Annotated in this window: 21 protein-coding genes; 16 read left to right on the forward strand and 5 right to left on the reverse strand. The window is 42.9% G+C overall.

The genetic code is table 11. From position 1 onward, the window contains the following. Positions 1–128: 128 nt before the first annotated feature. Positions 129–1,343, reverse strand: coding sequence for a DUF2075 domain-containing protein (locus tag IWT5_RS06470; RefSeq protein ID WP_089109140.1), 1,215 nt, complete (start codon positions 1,341–1,343; stop codon positions 129–131). A gap of 78 nt (positions 1,344–1,421) precedes the next feature. Next, positions 1,422–1,925: a monooxygenase gene (locus tag IWT5_RS06475; protein ID WP_089109141.1), complete on the reverse strand. Its 504-nt coding sequence runs from the start codon at positions 1,923–1,925 to the stop codon at positions 1,422–1,424. Between the two features lie 119 nt (positions 1,926–2,044). Between IWT5_RS06475 and IWT5_RS06480 the strand changes: the two genes are divergently transcribed. The 5 genes from IWT5_RS06480 to pepF all read left to right on the forward strand — a co-directional run bounded on the left by IWT5_RS06480 (position 2,045) and on the right by pepF (position 7,241). Continuing rightward, positions 2,045–2,788, forward strand: a complete 744-nt coding sequence (locus tag IWT5_RS06480) for an MBL fold metallo-hydrolase (protein WP_089109142.1) — start codon at positions 2,045–2,047, stop codon at positions 2,786–2,788. 131 nt (positions 2,789–2,919) lie between these two features. After that, positions 2,920–3,324 carry a transcriptional regulator Spx gene (gene spx, locus IWT5_RS06485; RefSeq protein ID WP_089109143.1) on the forward strand — a complete coding sequence of 135 codons (405 nt, stop codon included), beginning with the start codon at positions 2,920–2,922 and terminating at the stop codon, positions 3,322–3,324. Positions 3,325–3,490: 166 nt separating this feature from the next. Then, a complete protein-coding gene (locus IWT5_RS06490) occupies positions 3,491–4,204 on the forward strand; it encodes an adaptor protein MecA (protein WP_089109144.1) in 714 nt (237 codons plus the stop codon). A gap of 121 nt (positions 4,205–4,325) precedes the next feature. Next, positions 4,326–5,375: a competence protein CoiA gene (locus tag IWT5_RS06495; RefSeq protein WP_089109145.1), complete on the forward strand. Its 1,050-nt coding sequence runs from the start codon at positions 4,326–4,328 to the stop codon at positions 5,373–5,375. Between the two features lie 54 nt (positions 5,376–5,429). After that, positions 5,430–7,241 (forward strand): oligoendopeptidase F, encoded by a 1,812-nt coding sequence (pepF, locus tag IWT5_RS06500; protein ID WP_089109146.1) that lies wholly within the window; start codon positions 5,430–5,432, stop codon positions 7,239–7,241. Positions 7,242–7,355: 114 nt separating this feature from the next. Here pepF and IWT5_RS06505 read toward each other — a convergent pair whose 3' ends face one another. After that, complete coding sequence (locus tag IWT5_RS06505; RefSeq protein WP_159459301.1) at positions 7,356–7,976, reverse strand: DsbA family protein; 621 nt, start codon at positions 7,974–7,976, stop codon at positions 7,356–7,358. A gap of 319 nt (positions 7,977–8,295) precedes the next feature. Here IWT5_RS06505 and yjbM point away from each other — a divergent pair, with 319 nt between their 5' ends. The 3 genes from yjbM to IWT5_RS06520 are packed head-to-tail and all read left to right on the forward strand — an operon-like array spanning position 8,296 to position 10,647. Next, positions 8,296–8,952 carry a GTP diphosphokinase gene (gene yjbM, locus IWT5_RS06510; RefSeq protein WP_191981295.1) on the forward strand — a complete coding sequence of 219 codons (657 nt, stop codon included), beginning with the start codon at positions 8,296–8,298 and terminating at the stop codon, positions 8,950–8,952. Next, the gene (locus tag IWT5_RS06515) at positions 8,952–9,761 is read left to right on the forward strand and encodes an NAD kinase (RefSeq protein ID WP_089109148.1); all 810 of its coding nucleotides are present in this window, start codon (positions 8,952–8,954) and stop codon (positions 9,759–9,761) included. Before yjbM ends, IWT5_RS06515 begins: the two co-directional genes overlap by 1 nt. Continuing rightward, positions 9,748–10,647: an RluA family pseudouridine synthase gene (locus IWT5_RS06520; protein ID WP_439959086.1), complete on the forward strand. Its 900-nt coding sequence runs from the start codon at positions 9,748–9,750 to the stop codon at positions 10,645–10,647. Before IWT5_RS06515 ends, IWT5_RS06520 begins: the two co-directional genes overlap by 14 nt. Before the next feature lie 99 nt (positions 10,648–10,746). Here IWT5_RS06520 and IWT5_RS06525 read toward each other — a convergent pair whose 3' ends face one another. Next, complete coding sequence (locus IWT5_RS06525; protein WP_159459302.1) at positions 10,747–11,346, reverse strand: copper homeostasis protein CutC; 600 nt, start codon at positions 11,344–11,346, stop codon at positions 10,747–10,749. 367 nt (positions 11,347–11,713) lie between these two features. Here IWT5_RS06525 and IWT5_RS06530 point away from each other — a divergent pair, with 367 nt between their 5' ends. Continuing rightward, entirely contained in the window at positions 11,714–12,229 is a 516-nt protein-coding gene (locus tag IWT5_RS06530) for a tRNA (cytidine(34)-2'-O)-methyltransferase (RefSeq protein ID WP_089109150.1), read from the forward strand. 28 nt (positions 12,230–12,257) lie between these two features. Continuing rightward, positions 12,258–14,585, forward strand: a complete 2,328-nt coding sequence (locus tag IWT5_RS06535; RefSeq protein ID WP_089109151.1) for an FtsK/SpoIIIE family DNA translocase — start codon at positions 12,258–12,260, stop codon at positions 14,583–14,585. Positions 14,586–14,679: 94 nt separating this feature from the next. Here IWT5_RS06535 and IWT5_RS06540 read toward each other — a convergent pair whose 3' ends face one another. Next, positions 14,680–14,802: a DUF4044 domain-containing protein gene (locus tag IWT5_RS06540; protein WP_089109362.1), complete on the reverse strand. Its 123-nt coding sequence runs from the start codon at positions 14,800–14,802 to the stop codon at positions 14,680–14,682. A 168-nt stretch (positions 14,803–14,970) separates the two neighbouring features. Between IWT5_RS06540 and IWT5_RS06545 the strand changes: the two genes are divergently transcribed. From IWT5_RS06545 to mraY, 6 genes are all read left to right on the forward strand, one after another. Next, a complete protein-coding gene (locus IWT5_RS06545; RefSeq protein WP_089109152.1) occupies positions 14,971–15,318 on the forward strand; it encodes a DUF3397 family protein in 348 nt (115 codons plus the stop codon). A gap of 165 nt (positions 15,319–15,483) precedes the next feature. Continuing rightward, on the forward strand, positions 15,484–15,915 hold the full coding sequence (mraZ, locus tag IWT5_RS06550) for a division/cell wall cluster transcriptional repressor MraZ (protein WP_089109153.1): 432 nt from the start codon (positions 15,484–15,486) through the stop codon (positions 15,913–15,915). Positions 15,916–15,931: 16 nt separating this feature from the next. Next, complete coding sequence (gene rsmH, locus IWT5_RS06555) at positions 15,932–16,873, forward strand: 16S rRNA (cytosine(1402)-N(4))-methyltransferase RsmH (RefSeq protein ID WP_089109154.1); 942 nt, start codon at positions 15,932–15,934, stop codon at positions 16,871–16,873. 45 nt (positions 16,874–16,918) lie between these two features. Then, positions 16,919–17,299 carry a cell division protein FtsL gene (gene ftsL / locus IWT5_RS06560; protein WP_089109155.1) on the forward strand — a complete coding sequence of 127 codons (381 nt, stop codon included), beginning with the start codon at positions 16,919–16,921 and terminating at the stop codon, positions 17,297–17,299. After that, positions 17,296–19,443, forward strand: coding sequence for a penicillin-binding transpeptidase domain-containing protein (locus IWT5_RS06565; RefSeq protein WP_089109156.1), 2,148 nt, complete (start codon positions 17,296–17,298; stop codon positions 19,441–19,443). The genes ftsL and IWT5_RS06565 overlap by 4 nt, the downstream gene beginning before the upstream one ends. A gap of 30 nt (positions 19,444–19,473) precedes the next feature. Further along, positions 19,474–20,433 carry a phospho-N-acetylmuramoyl-pentapeptide-transferase gene (gene mraY / locus IWT5_RS06570; RefSeq protein WP_089109157.1) on the forward strand — a complete coding sequence of 320 codons (960 nt, stop codon included), beginning with the start codon at positions 19,474–19,476 and terminating at the stop codon, positions 20,431–20,433. Positions 20,434–20,458 lie beyond the last annotated feature (25 nt).

Raw genomic sequence — 20,458 nt, forward strand, 5'->3', positions numbered from 1 at the left:
AAAATTTAGAGTAAGAGTACTTTATACCTTGCACATCAAAACTAAAAAAGTCCTAATCACAAAATAGTGATTAGAACTAATTTAAGAAATTTACCAACAACAGTTGTCAAAGAGCCATTTTAAATAGATTAAATGGTGTGATATTCAGAACAGAGTCGTTCGCGAAGTGCCGGGTCATGAGCGAAAAGATATAGGCCCTTAACACCGCGTTTCATTAGAACGTTAATTGCATTGAGAGTCAATTGAACCTTAGCCATCTCGATTTCTTTCGGATCAGCCATGTCAGCTCGGTGCTTGAATGATTCACCGTCAGTGAGCTTGGTTGAATCAATGTCAATCTTTTGCTTGTCCGCTGAGAGCTTCACTGGTGGGCCAAGAATCAAGCCAACGTAGTTTAAGTCGAATCCTTGGCAGGTGTAAATTGAACCTACTTCATTGATTGTTTTAGGAATTTCCGCCCAAGGGGGAGCCGTATAATTGTATTGATCCCAGGGAAGGTGAAAATGACCCTCAGTGATAAAATGTTGACCGCCATCAAGTGTGGACGGGTAGCCGGTCGTTGAAACAATTCTAGAAAGACCCACTCGATTATTCTGATTAACAATTGCTCGTCGCATTGCTTCTGCGTCTGAAAAGACCCGGAAATCATAATGAAGACGAAAACTTGTTTGTAGGGGCAGCAGTTTCCTATCAGTCGTAAAATGATCAATCCAATTAATCAAGCTGTTATCAGCCTGCATTCGAAATTGCTGATCTAAGTGTAACCATTTTTGAGGATATGGGGCCAGTAGGGTTCTAAGCCGTTCCTGATTCCAATAAGTTTTAAGTCTCAAAACCTGATGTGCATCAAATACGATCACTAACACATGACATAGTTTCAATAATGAGATTAATTGATTGTGGCCGTAGAAATTATTGTAGTGATCCGGTTGCGACAGTAACAGGTGTGATTCATCAATCACACCGACGTCAAAATGGGCCTGATTTTTAGTCATGCGGTTAATCAAGGAAGTGGGCCGTTGAAAGTTCTTTTTTAGCAGACCAGGTAACTCACCAGCAATGTTGCGGTAAACTTTTAGTAATTCTGGATGATTCACCATAAAATAGTTTTGGGTGTTAGCTAGCGGTCCGGTTTCTTTACGGGATGCCTGTTGAAGTTTGTAGAACAGTTGGCTTAAAACGACGCTCTTACCAGTACCTGCATCTCCTGTAATCACAAATATAGCTGGCTTGGCATCATGGATATGGGCTTGAATAAACGTCATGGCTTCATTGATTATTTCAGCTTGTTGCTGAGTGGGTTTCTTAAATGGTGATAATTTTTTAATCGCTTGATTTTGCAATTCAATTCTCTCCCAGGTTAATTAAAAGAAAATAATCCATATGGCCTTCACCATACGGATTATTTTGTCGAATACAATTTACTTTTCCTCTGGTTTAAAGAAATGGTAACTGGCTTCATGATAGTTGTTTTGAGCAGAAAGAAAATAGTTGAAAGGTTGAAATGAGCTGTCTCGTTTCCAAACAGAGAAGTCGTCGGCCTGTTCCCAAGTCGACAGGATAATGTTGTTAGAACGGTTTTTTTCATCTTTCATAAAGTAGATCGACCGCATTCCTGTCGGCATTGGGTCAGTCGTGACAAAATGGTTAGCTTTTGAATTAAAAACCTTCTGATCGTCAGGAGATAGATTATCAAGGTAGATAAAGTTGATAAATCCCTGCCAATCGGTTGTCCCACGATGGAGTTTGATGTCATAATGAATGGGTGAACTAAAGACTGATTCTTGTCCAGAAACATCTAGTAGAGCAAGCTTTTCGCCAGAATTGGATGAATCCAGCAGAAGTAGTTTACGGTCGGGATAGCGTGCTTGCAGCTTTGACAAAATTTGCTTTGTGCCATAGGTAATGCTAATTCGAGTAATCATAGTTCATTCCTCCTGACTTATCATCATTATTATACAATTTACCAAGTTAAAATGGTAATTTAAGGCGTTTTAAGAAGACTGTTTAACTGGATTAATTAGAAACTGAAAGGAAGTTTAGCATGAAAGTAACAGTTTTAGGTTACTACGGTGGATATCCCGCAAACGGTATCGGAACGAGCAGTTATTTAATTGAATCAAATGGGTTTCATTTACTAATGGATTGCGGCAGCGGTGCATTATTAAGTTTAGAGAAGGTGTTGGATCCTTTACAACTTGACGCTGTGATTCTTTCTCACTATCATCATGATCACGTCGCTGATGTCGGCGTTCTGCAGTATTACTGGCAGTTACATAATGAGCGGCCAAACCAACAGACATTGCCGATTTACGGGCCAACAGCTGATCCGTTGATGTTTGGCAGTTTAACCTGGCCGCACGCTTCTGAAGGAAAGGGGTACGCTCCGGCTGACGTTTTGAACATTGGGCCGTTGACAATCAGCTTCCTACCAATGAAACATCCCGTACCAGCTTTCGGAATGCGAATTGTGGAGAATCCCACAGGCGAGACGCTTGCCTTTACAGCTGATACGGCCTATATTCCAGAGCTAGTGCCATTTGTGAAGCACGCGAATCTATTGATGACAGACACTAACTTTTTTGATGATAAAACAGGGACAAAATGGCATATGACAGCGGGCGAATCTGGCAAATTAGCAGCGGATGCCCAAGTTCATCAGCTGATGCTGACTCATTTGCCGCAGGAAGGCGATCTGACGACTTTAAAGCAGGAAGCGCAAGCGCAAGCGGGGCAGGTGCCAGTTGAATTAGCTGCCTTAAGAAAGACATTCAACGTTAAATTGTGACGTTTGACTGAGATGTTCGTGACGTTTTAGTGAATTTCATTCTCAGTGAACAGGGAGTTTGTTATAGTTAAGTTAACAAATAAATTAATGGCAGTTACCCCCTAGTTCTCATAAGTTTGGAGGCAATTCCTATGACAGTCACTTTATTTACTTCTCCTAGTTGTACATCATGCCGAAAAGCCAAAAAATGGCTTAAGACACACGAGGTTGATTTCATTGAGCAAAATATTTTTGTTCAGGCGCCGAGTGTCAAACAACTCAAACTGATTTTACAGCTGACTGAGAATGGGACAGAAGATATTATTTCAAAGCGATCAAAGGATTATCAACGTTTGACCGTTGAAATAGACTCTCTTCCAGTGAGCGAATTGATCGACTTGATCACTAAGCATCCAGGCTTATTAAGGCGGCCAATTTTGTTTGATGAAAAGCGCCTGCAGGTCGGTTTCAATGATGATGAGATTAGACGCTTTTTACCGCGTCATATCCGTGTCCTTGAGCTCGAAGAGGCAATCAAGGCGGCGGATGCAGGTTAATTCAACCTTGAAGGAAACCATTATTCATTTGAACGGTTTTCTTCTTTTAGGGTCTTATTAGAGTTATAATAACTAAAAAGATTAAGCCAGATACTTTACAAACGCTAAAAATTCTTTAGTATGGAGATAGGTAAATCTTGGTGCGGGCAGAAAGAGGTGTTGGGTCATGGAAATGGAAAGAATTAATGAGAACACGATTCGCGTCTTGATTGGAAACGATGATTTAACCCAACGGGGAATTACCGTCCTTGATCTGCTTGGTAACCACAAGCAAATTGAAAGCTTCTTTTACAGTATCTTGGAGGAAGTTGACGTCGATCATCAATTCCAAGAAACCGATGCTGTTACCTTTCAAGTCCTTCCTAATCGTAATGGGCTTGAGCTGTTTATCAGCAAAGGTGGCGCGGATGATGATGCCACTGAAACTGAAGATGAATCTGATGGTCAAAATGTTGAAATGGTTAACGAAGATGAAGTACCTGACTTCTTGAAAAAACAGCTGATGCAAACTGATGGTGATACCAATCAGGATAAATCAACTGCTAAGTCTGATGGTAAAACGTCTCCCGTTACCAAAACATCACCACTCCATACAACAGTGTTACGCCTCCACAGTTTTGATGATATGATTTCAATTGCTGAGGCTTTGAAGTTTTCAGACGCAACTTCTAATTTGTATCACTATAAGAATGACTATTATTTGGAATTGGTTTTTCGGGTTAATGAAACCTCACCAGAAAGCGTTAAAGATGAATTGGCTGTTGCCTATGAGTATGCGGAGAAAACGAAGATTACCGCCGATGTTCTTGATGAACATGGAAAGAAGATTATGGCGCAAAGCGCGCTGCAACTAACCCGCCGTTACTTTACAGAAAAGTAGTCAGCAGTTCTATTTAAAGTGTTAAGCCTAGAAATAGGTTTGACACTTTTTTATTTTATACAGGAAATTTTGTCCTTGCTTGACGTAGTTAACTTTAAAGCACCAGGAGAGTGGGGGTTAGATGTTAACAGCACAAACTGAACAGGATAGTCGCATTAAAGCTAGTGAGGCGCAACGGCAACAAAGCTATTTTTGTCCTAGTTGTCGAGAACAAGTCATTTTAAAACGTGGAACACGGATGATTGCCCATTTTGCTCACCGCGCCCATTCTACCTGCCGGCCGTTCAGTGAATCTGAGAGTCAAGCACACTTAGTGGGAAAATGGCAATTAGCCGAATATTTTGGCGTCAGCAATGTTGAATTAGAGCCTTATATTCAAACGCTGGCACAACGGCCGGATTTATTATTAAAACGAAATGACCGCCAGCTAGCAGTCGAATACCAATGTTCATCAATTCCTATCAGTCGCTTACAACAGCGAAATCAGGGATATAGCAGTTATGGCCTAAGTGTTTTGTGGATTCTGGGAGAAAACTACCTGCAAAAAATGGTTTCAGTTCGCCATGCAGAAAAATGGCTCCAGTATTCGGAGCGACTCGGCTGGTATCTGATTTTTTGGCAAACGCGTCAGCAATGTTTGATTATTTGGCATCACCTAAGTCTTGATGGGGTAGGAAACTTTCGCGGCTGGGCCAAGACGAGTAATGGCAATCAGTACAATCAGCAAAATCAGATGTCGGTGAAAGCAATTGAGAAACACATTCAACGGCAAATTCAGTACGGTTTGTATTACCGAATCCCCAAATGGTTAAAATTGCAGCAATTTTGTTATGAACACCACGGTTTGTTGCAGGATATTCCGGCAATTTGCTACCAATTTAAGGATGCTGAACCTTTAATTTGTGAATCCCCCATCATTTGGGCTGCACTGATGACTGTCAGCTTAGCTGAAAAGCCCGTAGGATCATTGATTAAGCAACTGGACTTAGAAAAATGGGCAGCCAAAATCAGCATTTATTTTGAGGGTGCACAGCTGATTCAATGTACGACCCAGCAATTAGTGGATAGCTGGGGGCGGCAGTTAATGCAATACGTCAGGCTGCTTGTACAGCATGGCTGTTTAAAAGTATTGAGTAAAAAGTCGTGGCAATTGGTTGCGATACCGCACTAGTCATGTGGTAAGCTATGGACAGTAACAAATTTCGATGAAAAGGAAGTGCTGTCGTTGGCAGATATCAAGCAATTACCAACCCGAGACCAAGTGAATCCAAAGCTAACCTGGGATTTAACACCCATTTATCAAGATGGTCAGGCCTTTAATCAAGATTTTGATGAAGTTACGAAACAAATCAATGCGTTACCGCAATTAGAAGGGACGTTATCACATGGTGCAAAAGAGTTAGTAAAAGTTATTGAAGCTATCATGAACACCATTCGCCCGGCAGAAAAATTATACGTGTATGCTTCGTTGAAGCATGATCAAGATACTTCTGACGCTGATAACCAAGCTTTGAGTGGTCGAACGCAAAGTTTGCTGACTAAGTTAGAAAGTCACATTGCCTGGTTTGAACCAGAGTTATTAGCCGTTGACCCAGCCACCCTGGATCAATGGCTCAAAACTGAAACGACCTTAAAACCCTATGAGCACTATTTGCGAACCATTACGGATAATCGAGAACACGTTTTGACGCCAGCTGCCGAAAAGCTGTTAGCTCAGGCGGGAGATGCATTAAGTGCCTCCAGCAATACCTTTGGCGTGTTAAATGACGCTGATTTGGAATTCCCAGTTGTGGAAGACGATGATGGCGGTACCGTGCAGCTCTCGCAGGGGGTTTATGATCAGTTGATTCAATCTACAAAGCCCGAAGTCCGCAAAATGGCGTTTAAACAGCTCTACGCGGTTTATCATCAATTTAGACATACGTTGGCTGCAACCCTTTCAGGTAACGTTAAAACCCATAATTTTGAAGCTTCAGTACATCATTATAGGGATGCACGCCAAGCGGCGATGAGTGCCAATCATATTCCGGAAAGCGTGTTTGATTCACTCGTGACGAGTGTTAATGACCATTTGCCATTACTGCATCGCTACGTTGCACTGAGAAAGCAAATTTTAAACCTGTCTGATTTGCACATGTACGATCTGTATACGCCAATCACGGGTGAACCCCAATTATCGTATACCTTTGAAGAGGCTAAAGCCGAGGCCCTCAAAGCGTTGGCAGTGCTGGGGCCAGATTATTTAAGCCACGTTCAAGAAGCTTTTGATTCACGTTGGATCGACGTTGTGGAAAATAAGGGTAAGCGTTCCGGCGCATACTCCTCTGGTATGTATGATACGGCACCATATATCTTACTGAATTGGCAGGATAATCTGGAAAGCCTGTTTACCTTGGTGCACGAAATGGGTCACAGCATGCACAGTTATTACACGACACATAATCAGCCTTACCAGTACGGCGACTATTCGATTTTTGTGGCTGAAATTGCTTCGACAACCAACGAAACCTTGTTAACCGATTATCTGTTGAAAAAATATCCGGATAAACAGGTGCAGGCCTTTGTACTCAATCATTATCTAGATGGGTTTAAGGGGACGGTATTTCGTCAGACCCAGTTTGCTGAGTTCGAACATTATATTCACGAACAGGATGCTGCTGGGCAGCCATTAACCGCCGAATTTTTAAGCCAATATTATTTGGCATTAAACCAGAAGTATTATGGTAAAGCCGTTATTTCAGATCCGGAAATTGCGGATGAATGGTCTCGCATCCCGCATTTCTACTATAACTATTATGTTTATCAGTATGCGACTGGGTTTGCCGCGGCCAATACCTTAGCTCAGCGTGTTACCAGCGGCGATACGGCTAAACGAGACGCTTATCTGAACTATTTGAAGGCTGGTAGCTCTGATTATCCAATCAATGTTATGCAACAAGCCGGTGTTGATATGACACAGACTGGCTACCTTGACCAGGCGTTTGCCGAATTTGAGAAACGTTTGAATCAATTTGAAGCATTAGCCAAAACAATGTAATTTTTAATGAACAAAAAATGCTCAGTTAACACAAAGAATGCCTATTCCAACGAAGCTGGAATAGGCATTCTTGATATTGACTTCTAAAATCGACTGAGATAAACTCACACGTCACTAAAGAATATGTAAGTTGGGTGTCTTCTTCTTTTGGTGTTCGAGTGCTTTTTTAGCAAGCAGACCGTTATTTTCACAGATTTCGTACAGTGCTTGATAAGTGACATCGGGTAACATTAGGCCACAGTCAGAAACGTCGGCATTATACAGAATAGCTGTCGACGGATCGGCAACATTCATTTCTGAGGCTAGACGCTGGTCAGCTTGAAAAGCACGACGCGCCAGCTCGGACTGCCGATCTTCAGTAAACATTGAAAGGTCAAGGTGAACATGCTTGGCGACTTCCATGACCAAGTTTTCGGAGTACGGCTGTCCCTGCTCAACCAATTGATTTTGCAACGTGAGCAAAAATAGCCGGCCCTTCTTCTTTCCCTGAAAAAGGGCAGCCTTGTAGTCCAGAATGATGCGGTAGTGCAAATTAAATTGTTGATTACGTAAGTTTAGATTATGACAGTCTTGATTGGTCGCTTTTAGATGCTGATCAATCATTTGCGGATTAAGTAACGGAATAAACTGGTAAGAAATATCGCCAAAGATTTGATCAGCGAGATGTAAAATACACTTTTCCGACTTCATACAGCGACTGCCTAATGGGTTGATAAATAGATATACTTCTAGCAAAGTAATTTCCTCCATTAATTAGCCGTTAACAAGTAAACGACCTTCAGTTCAAAAATAATCATAAAGCATTTTGAGCGAAATGCAAGGATTTAGGCTATGCTGACACTGTTTAGAGCGATTAAAACGGTTCCAAAGACCGTGAGAATAGGTAATACCGTTTTCCGCAGTTGTACAAATAAATTTAAGCTCCTTTTGATTGTCAATTAAGTTGACAGATTCTTATCACGTCAAGCAGCCCAACTTAGGGGAAAATATGCTAAAATGAAAGCTGTTTGTAAAACAAACCACAATCAATTGAAATCATATCGAGGTGGACAGCTTGATTGAAAATTGGAATCATTTTTTACTGCCTTATAACCAAGCAGTAGACGAATTAAAAGTAAAATTACGGGGAATGCGTAAGCAATTTCAAAACAAAAATCAACGTTCACCCATTGAATTTGTGACTGGTAGGGTGAAACCGGTAGATAGTATCAAAGAAAAGATGAATCGGCGGCACGTCTCAGAGGAACGGCTGGAACAGGATATGCAAGATATCGCTGGACTTAGGATCATGTGCCAGTTTGTTGAAGATATTTATCAAGTCGTTGATATTTTAAGGAAACGATCTGACATGACCATTCTTGAAGAGCGCGATTATATTCATAACGAAAAGCCTAGTGGTTACCGTTCATATCACATTGTCATCGAGTATCCGGTTCAAATGATCACCGGTGAAAAGAAAATTTTGGCTGAAGTTCAAATTCGAACACTGGCGATGAATTTTTGGGCAACAATCGAGCATTCTTTAAACTACAAATATCAGGGCGAATTTCCTGAGGAGCTGAGTGCAAGGTTGCAGCGAGCAGCAGAAGCCGCCTTTAAACTGGATACTGAAATGTCTGAAATTAGAGAAGAAATTCAAGAAGCACAGCACTTATTTTCGTATGGCAAGGGTGTTGATCCGCAGCCACCTAGTAAGAAGGATGATCAGTGATGAAAATCGGAATTTTTAGTAATAAAGGCACAGCTTCAACACGAGTTTCAAACGCGTTGAAATCTAAAATACTGGATGAACATTTAACTTTAGATAATGATCATCCTGATATTGTGATCACCGTTGGCGGTGATGGGACGTTGTTATCGGCTTTCCACCATTATGAAGACCAGCTCGATAGTGTTCGGTTTGTCGGTATTCATACTGGCCATTTAGGTTTTTACACGGACTGGCGGGATTACGAAGTAGACGAATTAATTGATAGCCTTGCTCATGATAACGGGCAAAGTGTGAGTTATCCATTGCTGGATATTTCAATCGAATATAGTAACGGTGATCAACAGACGATGTTGGCACTGAATGAATCCACCATTAAAAAGGTGACTGGGACGATGTTGGCCAATGTCTATATTAAAGACCAATTGTTCGAACTCTTTCGCGGTGATGGGCTCTGTGTTTCAACCCCAACAGGTTCTACCGCTTATAATAAATCTACGGGTGGGGCCGTGATCAGTTCCGAACTAAACGTGGTTCAAGTGTCTGAGATTGCATCAATTAATAACCGAGTTTTTAGAACGTTAGGATCCCCGGTGATCATCTCGCCACATGAATGGGTTCGTGTGGAGCCAGTCCAATTAGATGAAAATTTAATGACCTGTGATCAAAAAATGGTTGAGAACCGCCAAATTAAGTCGGTGACATACCGTATTTCAAACCGCCGCATTGCTTTTGCACAGTATCGGCACACACAGTTTTGGAAACGCGTTTCCGAGTCATTCATTGGGGTGAAACCGATTGATCAAATTTGATTGGCTTTACTCTGGTGATTCGCCCATTTATGTCCGTACGTTTATGCGTCAACAGGGCATCAGCCGGACACTACTGAAGCAAATTAAGTTTTCTGGTGGTGAGATCTGCGTTGATGGTGTTCCCGTTCGAGTAACCTATAAAATGCATGCGGGACAGCAACTGGCAGTGACTTTGCCACCTGAGATTCCTAGTGATCATTTACAGGTATCGAATACACCACTTGATATTTTGTACGAAGATGATCATTTTTTAGTTGTCAATAAGCCGGCCGAAGTTGCTTCCGTACCTTCCCATATATATGCGGATGATTCGATGGTCAACCGTGTCAAAGGGTATCTGATACGCACACACGCTGCCAGTCAGGTGACCCACATTGTCACGCGGCTTGATCGTGAAACGAGTGGAATTGTGATTTTTGCTAAACACCACTTTGCCCATACAGTGCTGGATACTCAGTTAAAACAGCACAGCTTAAAAAAGACTTACTTTTGTGTGGTCTCTGGCGTGATGAACGACGAGCATGCTGTTATTGATGCACCTATCGGCAGAAAACCTGGTTCATTTATTAAGCGGATGGTCCGTCCAGACGGCAGGTCAGCTCAAACTGAGTATTGGTTAACGAAACGGATGCCAGCAGCTAGCTTATTGCGCGTCCGGCTGCATACAGGTCGAACGCATCAGATTAGAGTTCATATGGCAAGTATTGGTCACCCGTTAGTGGGCGATTTTCTGTATGGTCAGCAAACGAATCCCTGGATTCATCGACAAGCGCTACATTGTGCGTCAGTTAGCTTTTTTAATCCGTTTACCCAGCAGCAAGTGACTTGTTTTGCACCAATGCCTGAGGATTTTGCAACTCTGATTAAACATGAAAGTGACCTTTAAATTGAACTAAAACAACCCCAAAGACTGGTCTTCCGTTTAAGAAACCAGTCTTTGGGGTTGTTCTCTATCATTCAATCGTAAATGCTGTCAAATAATGGGTTAAATTTCTTGCAGAAAGTGGGTTAAACTAAGTTGTTCATTCAGGCGTGAACTTTCAGTCTCATTTTTACTGAGAACAACTAACTGTAGTCCGGCAGCCTGTGCTGCGTTGTTTAACTTTGATAGCTTAGCGGTGTTATCAGTACCAGTAAGCTGGGTCAGTACCTTTTCAACGCCATTGTCAGCCAGCCATTTAAGTGAATCGGTTTGATCGCTTTCAGCGAGTTCATCAATAGCAGTGGCGAAGGTAACCGACATGCCACCAGCAGCGGCGATTAAATTGGCCATCGCTTCGGTGTCTAACTTATGGTCTTGCGTGAGTGCACCGATAATCACGCCATCTGCTCCGAGCTGCTGGGCTTCTAGAACATCGGCTTCCATAATTTTCAGTTCAGGGTCGTTATAGCTAGCGTTGCCGAGCCGTGGCTGAACTAAAACCGTTAACGATAAATCATGTTCGTGTGCGTAAAGGGTGGCTTCGGCGATTGTACCCTTGCTGGGTGTCGTTCCCTGGTTGGCAAGGGTGACGCGCGTGGTTTGGTCACTAATAGCTTCCGTCAGTTGAAGGTAATTATTGACGAGCGGTTCAATAAATTTCAAGATAAGTCTCCTCTTTTTAGACAGTTTATAATCCATCAGTCATTATAGCAATTTTTTGAAATTAATGCTGGTTGGTCAGCTCCTATTTATAATAATTAAGGGAAGAACCAATTTACGGATAGTGTGGAAACGCTTTCGTTGATGCTAGTGCTGAACGCGGATAGGCCAATCTGGTGATCCCCTTGCATTCTTTACAATTTCGCGTTATATTTACTGATGAGAAATCGTTCGGGAGTGGATGTCGAGAAATCGTCAGCCTCTGTCGAATTTGCACTTCATTAACGCAGTTCCTCGCCGTGCTGACACCGAGGGGTTGCGTTTTTTTATGCGGTGACTTTTATAACATTTAATAACAAGGAGTATATTTATGGCTAACCATATTGTCTTATTTGAACCGTTAATGCCAGCTAATACTGGTAACATTGCCAGAACCTGTGCAGGGACTGACACTATTTTGGATTTAATCGAACCGTTAGGCTTTTCTGTAGATGACGCCCATTTAAAACGGGCTGGTCTAGATTACTGGGATAAAGTTGATATTCGTTACCACAAGAATCTGCAGGCGTTTATGGCCACAGTTCCGGATGTTAAGCGGTTATTTTTAGTTTCTAAGTTTGCCGAGTTTGCCTACACGCAACACGATTATAGTGACGTGGAAAATGGTGATTACTACTTCATGTTTGGTAAAGAAACCACTGGCTTGCCCGAACCCTTCATGCGTCAGCATAGCGAGCAGGCGATTCGAATTCCGCAAGATGATACGCATATCAGAGCTTTGAATCTTTCTAATTCAGCGGCAATTGTGATTTACGAAATTCTGCGTCAGCAAAACTTTCCTAAATTAGAGCTCAGTCACCGCTATGAAAATGATAAACTAAAGTAAGTTAATTAATGAATTAGGAGGGGACATTTTGGCACAAAAGCGAAAGACCACGCGACGTCGGCCAACTCAGTCGACTAAACGGCGTAAAAAGGGACGTCAAAATAACGTTTCTTATACCACCAATGCAGTAGGTCTCATCATGTTAACTTTGTGCCTTTTGGCTTTTTTTAAGGCGGGTTTCATTGGTAATTTGATGGCTAACCTGATTCGCTTTGTGGTTGGGGACACCTATCCAATGATTAGTTTGGTTGGTGTTGCAGTGGGTCTTGCCTTATTGATAACGGGACGGCTGCCTAAAATCACTGGCAGGTGGCTGTGGAGTATTTCTTTGATGTACGTGGGAATTCTACTGTGGCTGCATGTGGATTTGTTTTTGTCAGAGGATCAGCACACGGGCTTCTTAAGTTATACTTGGCAGCTGCTAACAAGTGATCTCATGAACAACAGCGTTAGTACAGCAGTTGGTGGCGGGACGATTGGTGCCGTGCTCTTGGCTGTTAGTCACTTTTTAGTTGCGTTTGGTGGCGCTAAAGTGATTGCTGTTGTCTTATTTGTTATTGGGCTAATGATTGCCTTTAACGTCTCTGGCGCACAGATTTTAAAGTGGGTGCAAGTGATCTGTCGTTATCTTGTCCATACCTTTAAAAGGGTTACTCAGTGGGTTGTGGATGGGATCACAAAGTTCAAGCAGCAACGGGTGCAACGGCCAACCAAAGCTAAACCCGTCAAACCAATCTCGGCAGAAGAAAAAGATGTTCGGCCAACCGTTGCTGACCGGCCTTCAAACACTGATAAGCCTGAAGACAAGCAACCAGATGCTATTCCGATTAGTGTTGCCACGCGCAAGGATCAACCTGATGTGCCTGACAAATCGGCCGATGAAAAGCCGACTGAAGAGTCTGAACCAACCATGATTGCAACAGTCGGGGATGACCCGAACTACCGGCTTCCTGGAACAGACTTGCTGACGCCGATTCCACAAAAGGATCAGCAAGACGACTACAAAACGATTGAAAAAAACACGAAAATCCTCAAAAAAACGTTGGATAGTTTTGGGGTTGACGCTGAAATTAAGCACGTTAACTTGGGCCCTTCAGTTACCGAGTATGAATTGCATCCAGCTATTGGCGTCAAGGTGTCAAGAATTGTTAATTTAGCGGATGATCTAGCACTGGCATTGGCTGCAAAGGAAATTCGAATTGAAGCGCCGATTCCAGGGAAATCGTTGATTGGTATTGAAGTCCCTAATAAGGAGATTTCGACTGTTTCGTTCCGAGATGTGAGTGAAGCTGTGCCTCATGGGCCGGCCCACCTGTTGGCAGTCCCATTGGGACGTGATGTTACAGGTAAAGTGATTACCATGGACCTGACCAAAATGCCGCATTTATTGATTGCTGGTTCTACGGGTAGCGGGAAGTCGGTTGCCATCAATGGCATTATCACCAGTATATTAATGAACGCTAAGCCGAGTCAGGTCAAGCTGATGCTCATCGATCCTAAAAAGGTCGAGTTGAGTGTTTACAATGGGATTCCCCACTTATTAACACCGGTTGTTTCAGAGCCTAAAAAAGCGGCCAGAGCACTGCACAAGGTCGTTCATGAAATGGAACAGCGGTACGACTTGTTTGCTAAGGTCGGACAGCGTAAAATTTCGGGTTATAATCAGTTTGTTCAAACGCAGAACCAGACCACGGATAAGCCGTTGCCAACGCTGCCTTATATTGTGGTTATCGTCGATGAATTGGCAGATTTGATGATGACCGTTTCCAACGAAGTGGAAGACGCTATTATTCGGCTGGCTCAAATGGGCCGGGCAGCTGGTATCCACATGATTCTAGCTACTCAGCGGCCGTCAGTAGATGTTATTACCGGTTTAATTAAGGCTAACGTGCCTTCAAGAATGGCATTTGCCGTTTCTAGCGGTGTTGATTCCCGGACTATTTTAGACGCTAACGGTGCTGAGAAACTGTTGGGACGAGGCGATATGCTTTACATGCCTGTCGATCAAAACTCACCCATTCGAATTCAAGGCGCCTTTATTCCTGATAAGGACGTCCAGCACGTGACCGATTTCATTCGTGATCAGCAGACGGCCGAATACGATGAAAATATGATGGTGAGTGATGAGGAAATCTCTGAGGAGGCTTCCCATTCTGATGACGACTTATTCGATGAAGCCCTGCAATTTGTTGTTGACCAGCAAAAAGCAAGTACGTCACTGCTACAACGGCATTTCCGTATTGGTTATAACCGTGCCGCTAGACTAATAGATGATCTAGAACAAGGTGGGTTTATCGGACCACAAGATGGTAGTAAACCCCGGCAAGTTTATAAACAAAAGAACTCAGATGCTTAATGTTTGAGAGAAGTGACACTAAAAACTCCTGAAGTGGAATTAAACACTTCAGGAGTTTTTAGTGTATAAATTGGGATGAGTCCCCACTGAGAAATTACCCAAACATACCAATGGCTTGCAGGGCACTTGCAACGAGTGAACCTAAGGTTGCAACGATCATGATCCATACGAGGACCATCGTGATCTTCTGGAACGTTGATTTTTGTTTTTTTTGCATATTTGCACCACTTTTCATCTATGTTTACTTCAAATAGTTTAACGTGGTCAATTAAGAAATGCAATCGAGTTGCGAAACTTTCTTGATTTTGAAGGGTCGAATGCGGTAAAATTTCGGTTGTGCGTTAGCAATTTGAACCATGACGGCTTCGTGAAAGGACGGACTACGTTGAATCAGATCATCATTCAAATTATTATGCTACTGGCAGTCCTGTTCATTTTAAGGCTGATCAGAGGGTTCATCCCTAAAGAGCGGCGGCCTAAACTGCAACCGATTGACTGTTTACCACTGCTTAACCTGTGGTTTATCTGGCAACTTTCCTATTCTTGGATTGACCCGTGGTTCGCGGCAGTCGTCTTTTTCTGGATGGTGATCTCAATTGTTTTGACCCTTTGGTGGGGGTTATCAAAGGGCGAATTGCTGTGGAATAAATTTTTGCTGTTTTACCGGCGCGTGAGCGATATTTTACTCATTTTTGCTTACTTTTTTACAGTAGTTAGAACGTTAATTAAATAATGTCTCACATGAAGGCTAATCGCCTATCCAAACCTTTCCCCGCTCAAACAATGTTTGAGCGGATTTTTTTTAAAATTCTCCAATTAATGTTTGGGGAGTTGTGGTAGAAAGTGGGGAGCTGTGGTAAACTTTAGTTAAATTAGCTGATATTAGGAGGCGACTCGAATGTTCATGGGAGAATTTGAGCATTCGATCGATACTAAGGGGAGACTAATTATTCCAGCCAAATTCCGTGAGCAGCTGGGAGAAGAATTTGTGATCACTCGGGGTATGGATGGCTGCCTGTTTGGTTATCCAATGTCTCAGTGGGAGATCATGCAAAAACGTTTAAGTGCATTGCCGCTAAATAAACGTGATGCGCGGGCGTTTGTCCGGTTCTTCTATTCTGCTGCAACGACGTGTTCATTTGATAAACAGGGGCGGGTAAATCTGCCCCATGCGTTGATCGAACATGCTGAATTAGATAAACAATGTGTGATTGTGGGCGTTTCGGACCGCTTTGAAATCTGGAGCCAGAAGCGCTGGCAGACCTTTGCTGAAAAGGCAGAAGAAAACTTTGACGATATTGCAGAAAATTTAATTGATTTTGACGTCTAACGTGGGGGAAAAGACTATGGCAGAGTTTCATCATCGAACAGTGTTACTAAATGAAGCTGTTCACGAACTTAATATTCAGCCAGATGGCACGTACGTTGACTGTACGCTTGGCGGTGGCGGTCATACGCACAAGATCCTCACCGAGCTGACAACCGGTCATTTATATTCCTTTGATCAGGATCAAACAGCTATTGATTATAATACCGAACAGTTGGCAACTGATATTGAAGCCAACCGGTTGACCCTAATACATGCGAACTTTAGGGACTTAAAGAAATCACTAGCTGAACAGCAGGTTGATGGTGTGGATGGTATTCTTTATGATTTAGGGGTTTCATCACCTCAGTTTGACGACGCTGAACGGGGGTTCAGTTACCGTTATGATGCACCGCTTGATATGCGAATGGATCAAAGCGCACCGCTTAATGCCCAAATAGTTGTTAATGAATGGTCTTATCAGGATTTAGTTCGGATCTTCTACCGTTATGGTGAAGAAAAGTTTGCTAAATCAATTGCTCGAAGGATCGAGACAGTGAGAGCTGAAAAGCCAGTCGAGACAACTGGTGAACTGGTAGAAGTGATTAAAGAAGCAATTCCAGCAGCGGCTCGGCGTCACGGCGGCCATCCTGCTAAGAAAGTCTTTCAGGCCATTCGGATTGCCGTTAACGATGAACTTTCGGCGCTGGAAGCATCCCTGGAACAAGCACTCACACAGTTAAATCCTGGGGGTAGGATTTGTGTGATCACGTTTCAGTCTTTGGAGGACCGCCTGGTTAAAACCATGTTTAAGGAAAAAAGTAGTTTACCCGATTTACCAGCGGGTTTACCCGTTATTCCGGATAACATGCAACCAGATTTTAAACTCGTAACTCGTAAGCCAATTTTACCCGCAGAAGATGAATTAGCAGAAAATCATCGTGCACACAGTGCAAAGTTACGTGTAATTGAGCGAAAATAACGATTTTATGATTTTTTAATTTAAGGGATAGGATGATGATGAAGTATGGCTCAAAATAGTTTAGCAACTCAATTTCAACCGCAAGCGTTACCAAAGCAACCGACAGTTCCATTACATAGTCATTCGACACAGGTTGTTAGTAAGCCTGCCACACTCCCAGTTTCTAAATTTGAAAAATGTTTAGCAGTCGGTTTAAGCCTGGTGCTGGTTGTGATGGCCTTGATGGTCGTGAATGCTAAAAACGGGGTTTCAGCTGCTCAGCAACATTTACAGGATGTTAATTCGCAGATTACTCGCTATGAGAATAAGAACACAAGTGATCGGCAGACCATCAACGAACTGATGAACCGTTCGAGATTAGAAAAGGTTGCCAAACAGAACGGTATGACACTTTCAGATAGTAAAGTAAGGAATGTGAATAAATGAAACAATCACCTAAACGAACGGTGAGTAGCAAACAAGTGCGACGTAATCAGCGGGTTTTTGGACGAAGCCTGTTGGTCATATTCTCACTCGCACTTTTGCTATTCATTGGTCGTTTTTCTTATATTGCAATTGGTAAAAACGTCCAAAATGTTAATTTGGGGGTCCAGGCGAAGAAACTCTATACGGCTAACCACACGTTAAAAGCGCAGCGGGGGACCATTTACGATGCGTCGAATCAGCCAATCGCCGAAGATACGAGTACGTATTCGCTGTATGCAGTTTTAGACAAACATCAGCGGACTGTGGCTGGTAAACCGATGTACGTTACTGATAAAATCAAAACGGCTCAGGTTTTGTCAAAGTATTTGCCGATTAGTGAAAAGAAGGCATTAGCCTACCTTACACCCAGTGACAAAAAAGCCTTTCAAGTTGAATTTGGTGCAGCCGGACAGAATATCTCGTTAACGACTAAGCAAAAAATCGATCGCGCCCACTTGCACGGACTGACTTTTGTGCAACGTCAAGCACGACTCTATCCTAACGGGGTGTTTGCCTCTCATTTGATTGGTAATGTGACCTCAACTTCTAAGGGCCAGTTAGTTGGTACTATGGGAATCGAAGGTGCGGACAATGATTTGCTAAAGGGGACTGACGGGTTTAAAAAAATCAGTCAAGACAACAATGGTTATCAAATTCCCGGCTCAAATCAAAAAGCGAAGAAACCACGTAATGGGGATAACGTGTACACGACCCTTGATGGTAGACTGCAAACACTATTAGAAACTCAGATGACAGCTCTACAGGAAAAGACGCATTCCAAGACCATGAACGCGGTGTTAATGAATGCCAAAACCGGTGCGATCGTGGCTGCAACTCAGCGGCCAACGTTTAATCCTCAAACTGGGGAAGGGCTTAATTCCGTTTGGCGAAATACCCTCATTCAAGATGCTTATGAACCTGGATCAACCATGAAGGTTTTTACCATGGCTGCTTCAATCGACAGTGGTAACTTTAATGGTAATGCGACCTATCAGTCTGGTCGTTATGTCGTTGGTGGTCGGACCGTTCCTGATTGGAACCCTGGTGGTTGGGGAACGATTACTTACAATAAAGGATTTGCACTTTCAAGTAACGTTGCGATGGCTCATTTGGAACAGCAGATGGGTGCCAAAACCTGGAAGAAGTATATTAACCGATTTAAGTTTTTACAGTCCACTCATTTCGGCCTGCCAGGTGAGCAAGCGGGCAGTATTGCGTTTAATCGGACGATTGAACAAGCTAACACGTCATTTGGGCAAGCCATTCAAGTGACTGCAATTCAAATGATGCAGGGGTTATCTGCAATCGGGAATAATGGTAAAATGTTAAAGCCTTACCTTGTGCGTAAAATTGTTGATCCAAATACTGGCAAAGTTGTGAAGGCTTATCACAAGCAAGAAGTCGGCCAACCGATTTCAGCGGCAACGGCTAAGGCTGTCCGCGGCCACATGCAAGATGTTGTTTATAAAAAGTATGGGATTGGTTCTGATTATAAGATCAAAGGAATTCGAATTGCTGCCAAAACCGGTACTGCTCAAGTTAGTGACGGTAAGTCAGGTTACTTAAGCGGTGATGACAGCTACCTTTATTCTGTTGCTGGTATGGCACCAGCTAACAATCCTAAATACATTATGTACATCACGATGAAACAGCCAACTTTACCAGGAACTGAGACACCTACCCAACTGATGGCAGATGTTTTTAAACCCGTTATGAAGCGAGCGCTACAAGAGGACACCTCAACTGGTACGAATCAGGGGTCCGATAAAATGCTGTCATACGTTAACCGTTCCACCTCGGGTTCTAAAAGTGATTTGGCCTCTAAGGGCTTTAAAGTCACCATTATCGGTGACGGTAACCGGGTCTTGAAACAGTCACCTATTGCTGGACAAGCACTCTTGACGCATCAACGTGTCATTCTGATTACGAGTGGTACCCAAAGGATGCCTGATGTAACGGGCTGGTCATCAAGTGATGTTTTACGGCTTGGCCAAATGCTTGGATTAAACGTTAAAACAAAGGGTAATGGATTCGTTACAAAGCAAAGTATTACCGTTGGTAAGCAGGTCGGCCAGTCTGATCGGTTAACGGTTAATTTAAAGTAACTCACTTCGTGGGTATAAGAGGAGAAAGTCATGAGTTCGGTTTTATCTTTTTTAATTAGTTTTGCAATTACTGCGGCATTTATGCCCGCACTTATTCGCTATTTTCGCGCTAAACACGAAGGTCAAATGATCCGTGAAGAGGGACCTTCCTGGCACGAGAAAAAATCAGGGACGCCAACAATGGGTGGTTTGATGTTTATTCTGGCCATTATTGTGGCCACTTTGATTGCCGGATTAGTGTTTGGACAATTAGGCCCAGTAGCCTTAACGTTGCTATTTATCTTGGTTTTATATGGCCTGTTAGGGATGTGGGATGACTCCATTAAGCTCTTCCGTCGGCAAAATGAAGGGCTGAAGGCTTGGCAGAAATTATTGGGCCAGCTGATTGGTGGTGCCGTTTTCTTTGCCGTTTATCTGCACGAAGGCTTGCCGCTGCTATTGAAGATTCCCGGTCTTGGAGCCGTTAATTTGGGTTTGTTTGGTTACTTCTTATTCATTTTGTTTTGGCTGGTTGGCTTTTCTAACGCTGTCAATCTGACGGATGGTTTGGATGGGCTTGTAGCGGGTGTTGCTTCAATCTCTTTTATTGCCTACGGTGTCATTGCATTGCATCAGCATCAGGTTGATGTTGCACTGTTTTGTCTAGCTGTGGTTGGCGGCTTATTGGCTTTCTTAATCTATAACCATAAACCCGCTAAAATTTTTATGGGTGACATGGGTTCATTAGCATTGGGCGGCGCATTAGCTGCCGTTTCAATTTTAGTGCACCACGAAGTTTCGCTGCTATGGATTGGCCTGATCTATGTGATTGAGACGGCTAGCGTGATTTTACAGGTGATCTCATTTAAGACAACCGGCAAGCGAATCTTTTTAATGTCACCGATTCATCATCATTTTGAAATGAAGGGCTGGAGTGAATGGCGGATTGATCTGACATTTTGGTGCATTAGTGCCATCACAGCCGTGACTGGTGTTTGGGTAATGTGGTAATTTTTGGGTATTAAGCGAAATAAAA

It is taken from the genome of Secundilactobacillus mixtipabuli (genome assembly GCF_002217925.1).
In the GTDB taxonomy this organism is placed as follows: Bacteria; Bacillota; Bacilli; order Lactobacillales; family Lactobacillaceae; genus Secundilactobacillus; species Secundilactobacillus mixtipabuli.

Excerpts from the sequence above, each read along its gene's own strand:
- IWT5_RS06475 (WP_089109141.1), bottom strand. The coding sequence starts at position 1,925 with ATGATTACTCGAATTAGCATTACCTATGGCACAAAGCAAATTTTGTCA.
- IWT5_RS06565 (WP_089109156.1), top strand. The coding sequence starts at position 17,296 with ATGAAACAATCACCTAAACGAACGGTGAGTAGCAAACAAGTGCGACGT.
- IWT5_RS06515 (WP_089109148.1), top strand. The coding sequence starts at position 8,952 with ATGAAAATCGGAATTTTTAGTAATAAAGGCACAGCTTCAACACGAGTT.
- IWT5_RS06530 (WP_089109150.1), top strand. The coding sequence starts at position 11,714 with ATGGCTAACCATATTGTCTTATTTGAACCGTTAATGCCAGCTAATACT.
- IWT5_RS06480 (WP_089109142.1), top strand. The coding sequence starts at position 2,045 with ATGAAAGTAACAGTTTTAGGTTACTACGGTGGATATCCCGCAAACGGT.
- spx (WP_089109143.1), top strand. The coding sequence starts at position 2,920 with ATGACAGTCACTTTATTTACTTCTCCTAGTTGTACATCATGCCGAAAA.
- mraZ (WP_089109153.1), top strand. The coding sequence starts at position 15,484 with ATGTTCATGGGAGAATTTGAGCATTCGATCGATACTAAGGGGAGACTA.
- ftsL (WP_089109155.1), top strand. The coding sequence starts at position 16,919 with ATGGCTCAAAATAGTTTAGCAACTCAATTTCAACCGCAAGCGTTACCA.
- mraY (WP_089109157.1), top strand. The coding sequence starts at position 19,474 with ATGAGTTCGGTTTTATCTTTTTTAATTAGTTTTGCAATTACTGCGGCA.
- IWT5_RS06495 (WP_089109145.1), top strand. The coding sequence starts at position 4,326 with ATGTTAACAGCACAAACTGAACAGGATAGTCGCATTAAAGCTAGTGAG.
- IWT5_RS06490 (WP_089109144.1), top strand. The coding sequence starts at position 3,491 with ATGGAAATGGAAAGAATTAATGAGAACACGATTCGCGTCTTGATTGGA.
- rsmH (WP_089109154.1), top strand. The coding sequence starts at position 15,932 with ATGGCAGAGTTTCATCATCGAACAGTGTTACTAAATGAAGCTGTTCAC.
- IWT5_RS06540 (WP_089109362.1), bottom strand. The coding sequence starts at position 14,802 with ATGCAAAAAAAACAAAAATCAACGTTCCAGAAGATCACGATGGTCCTC.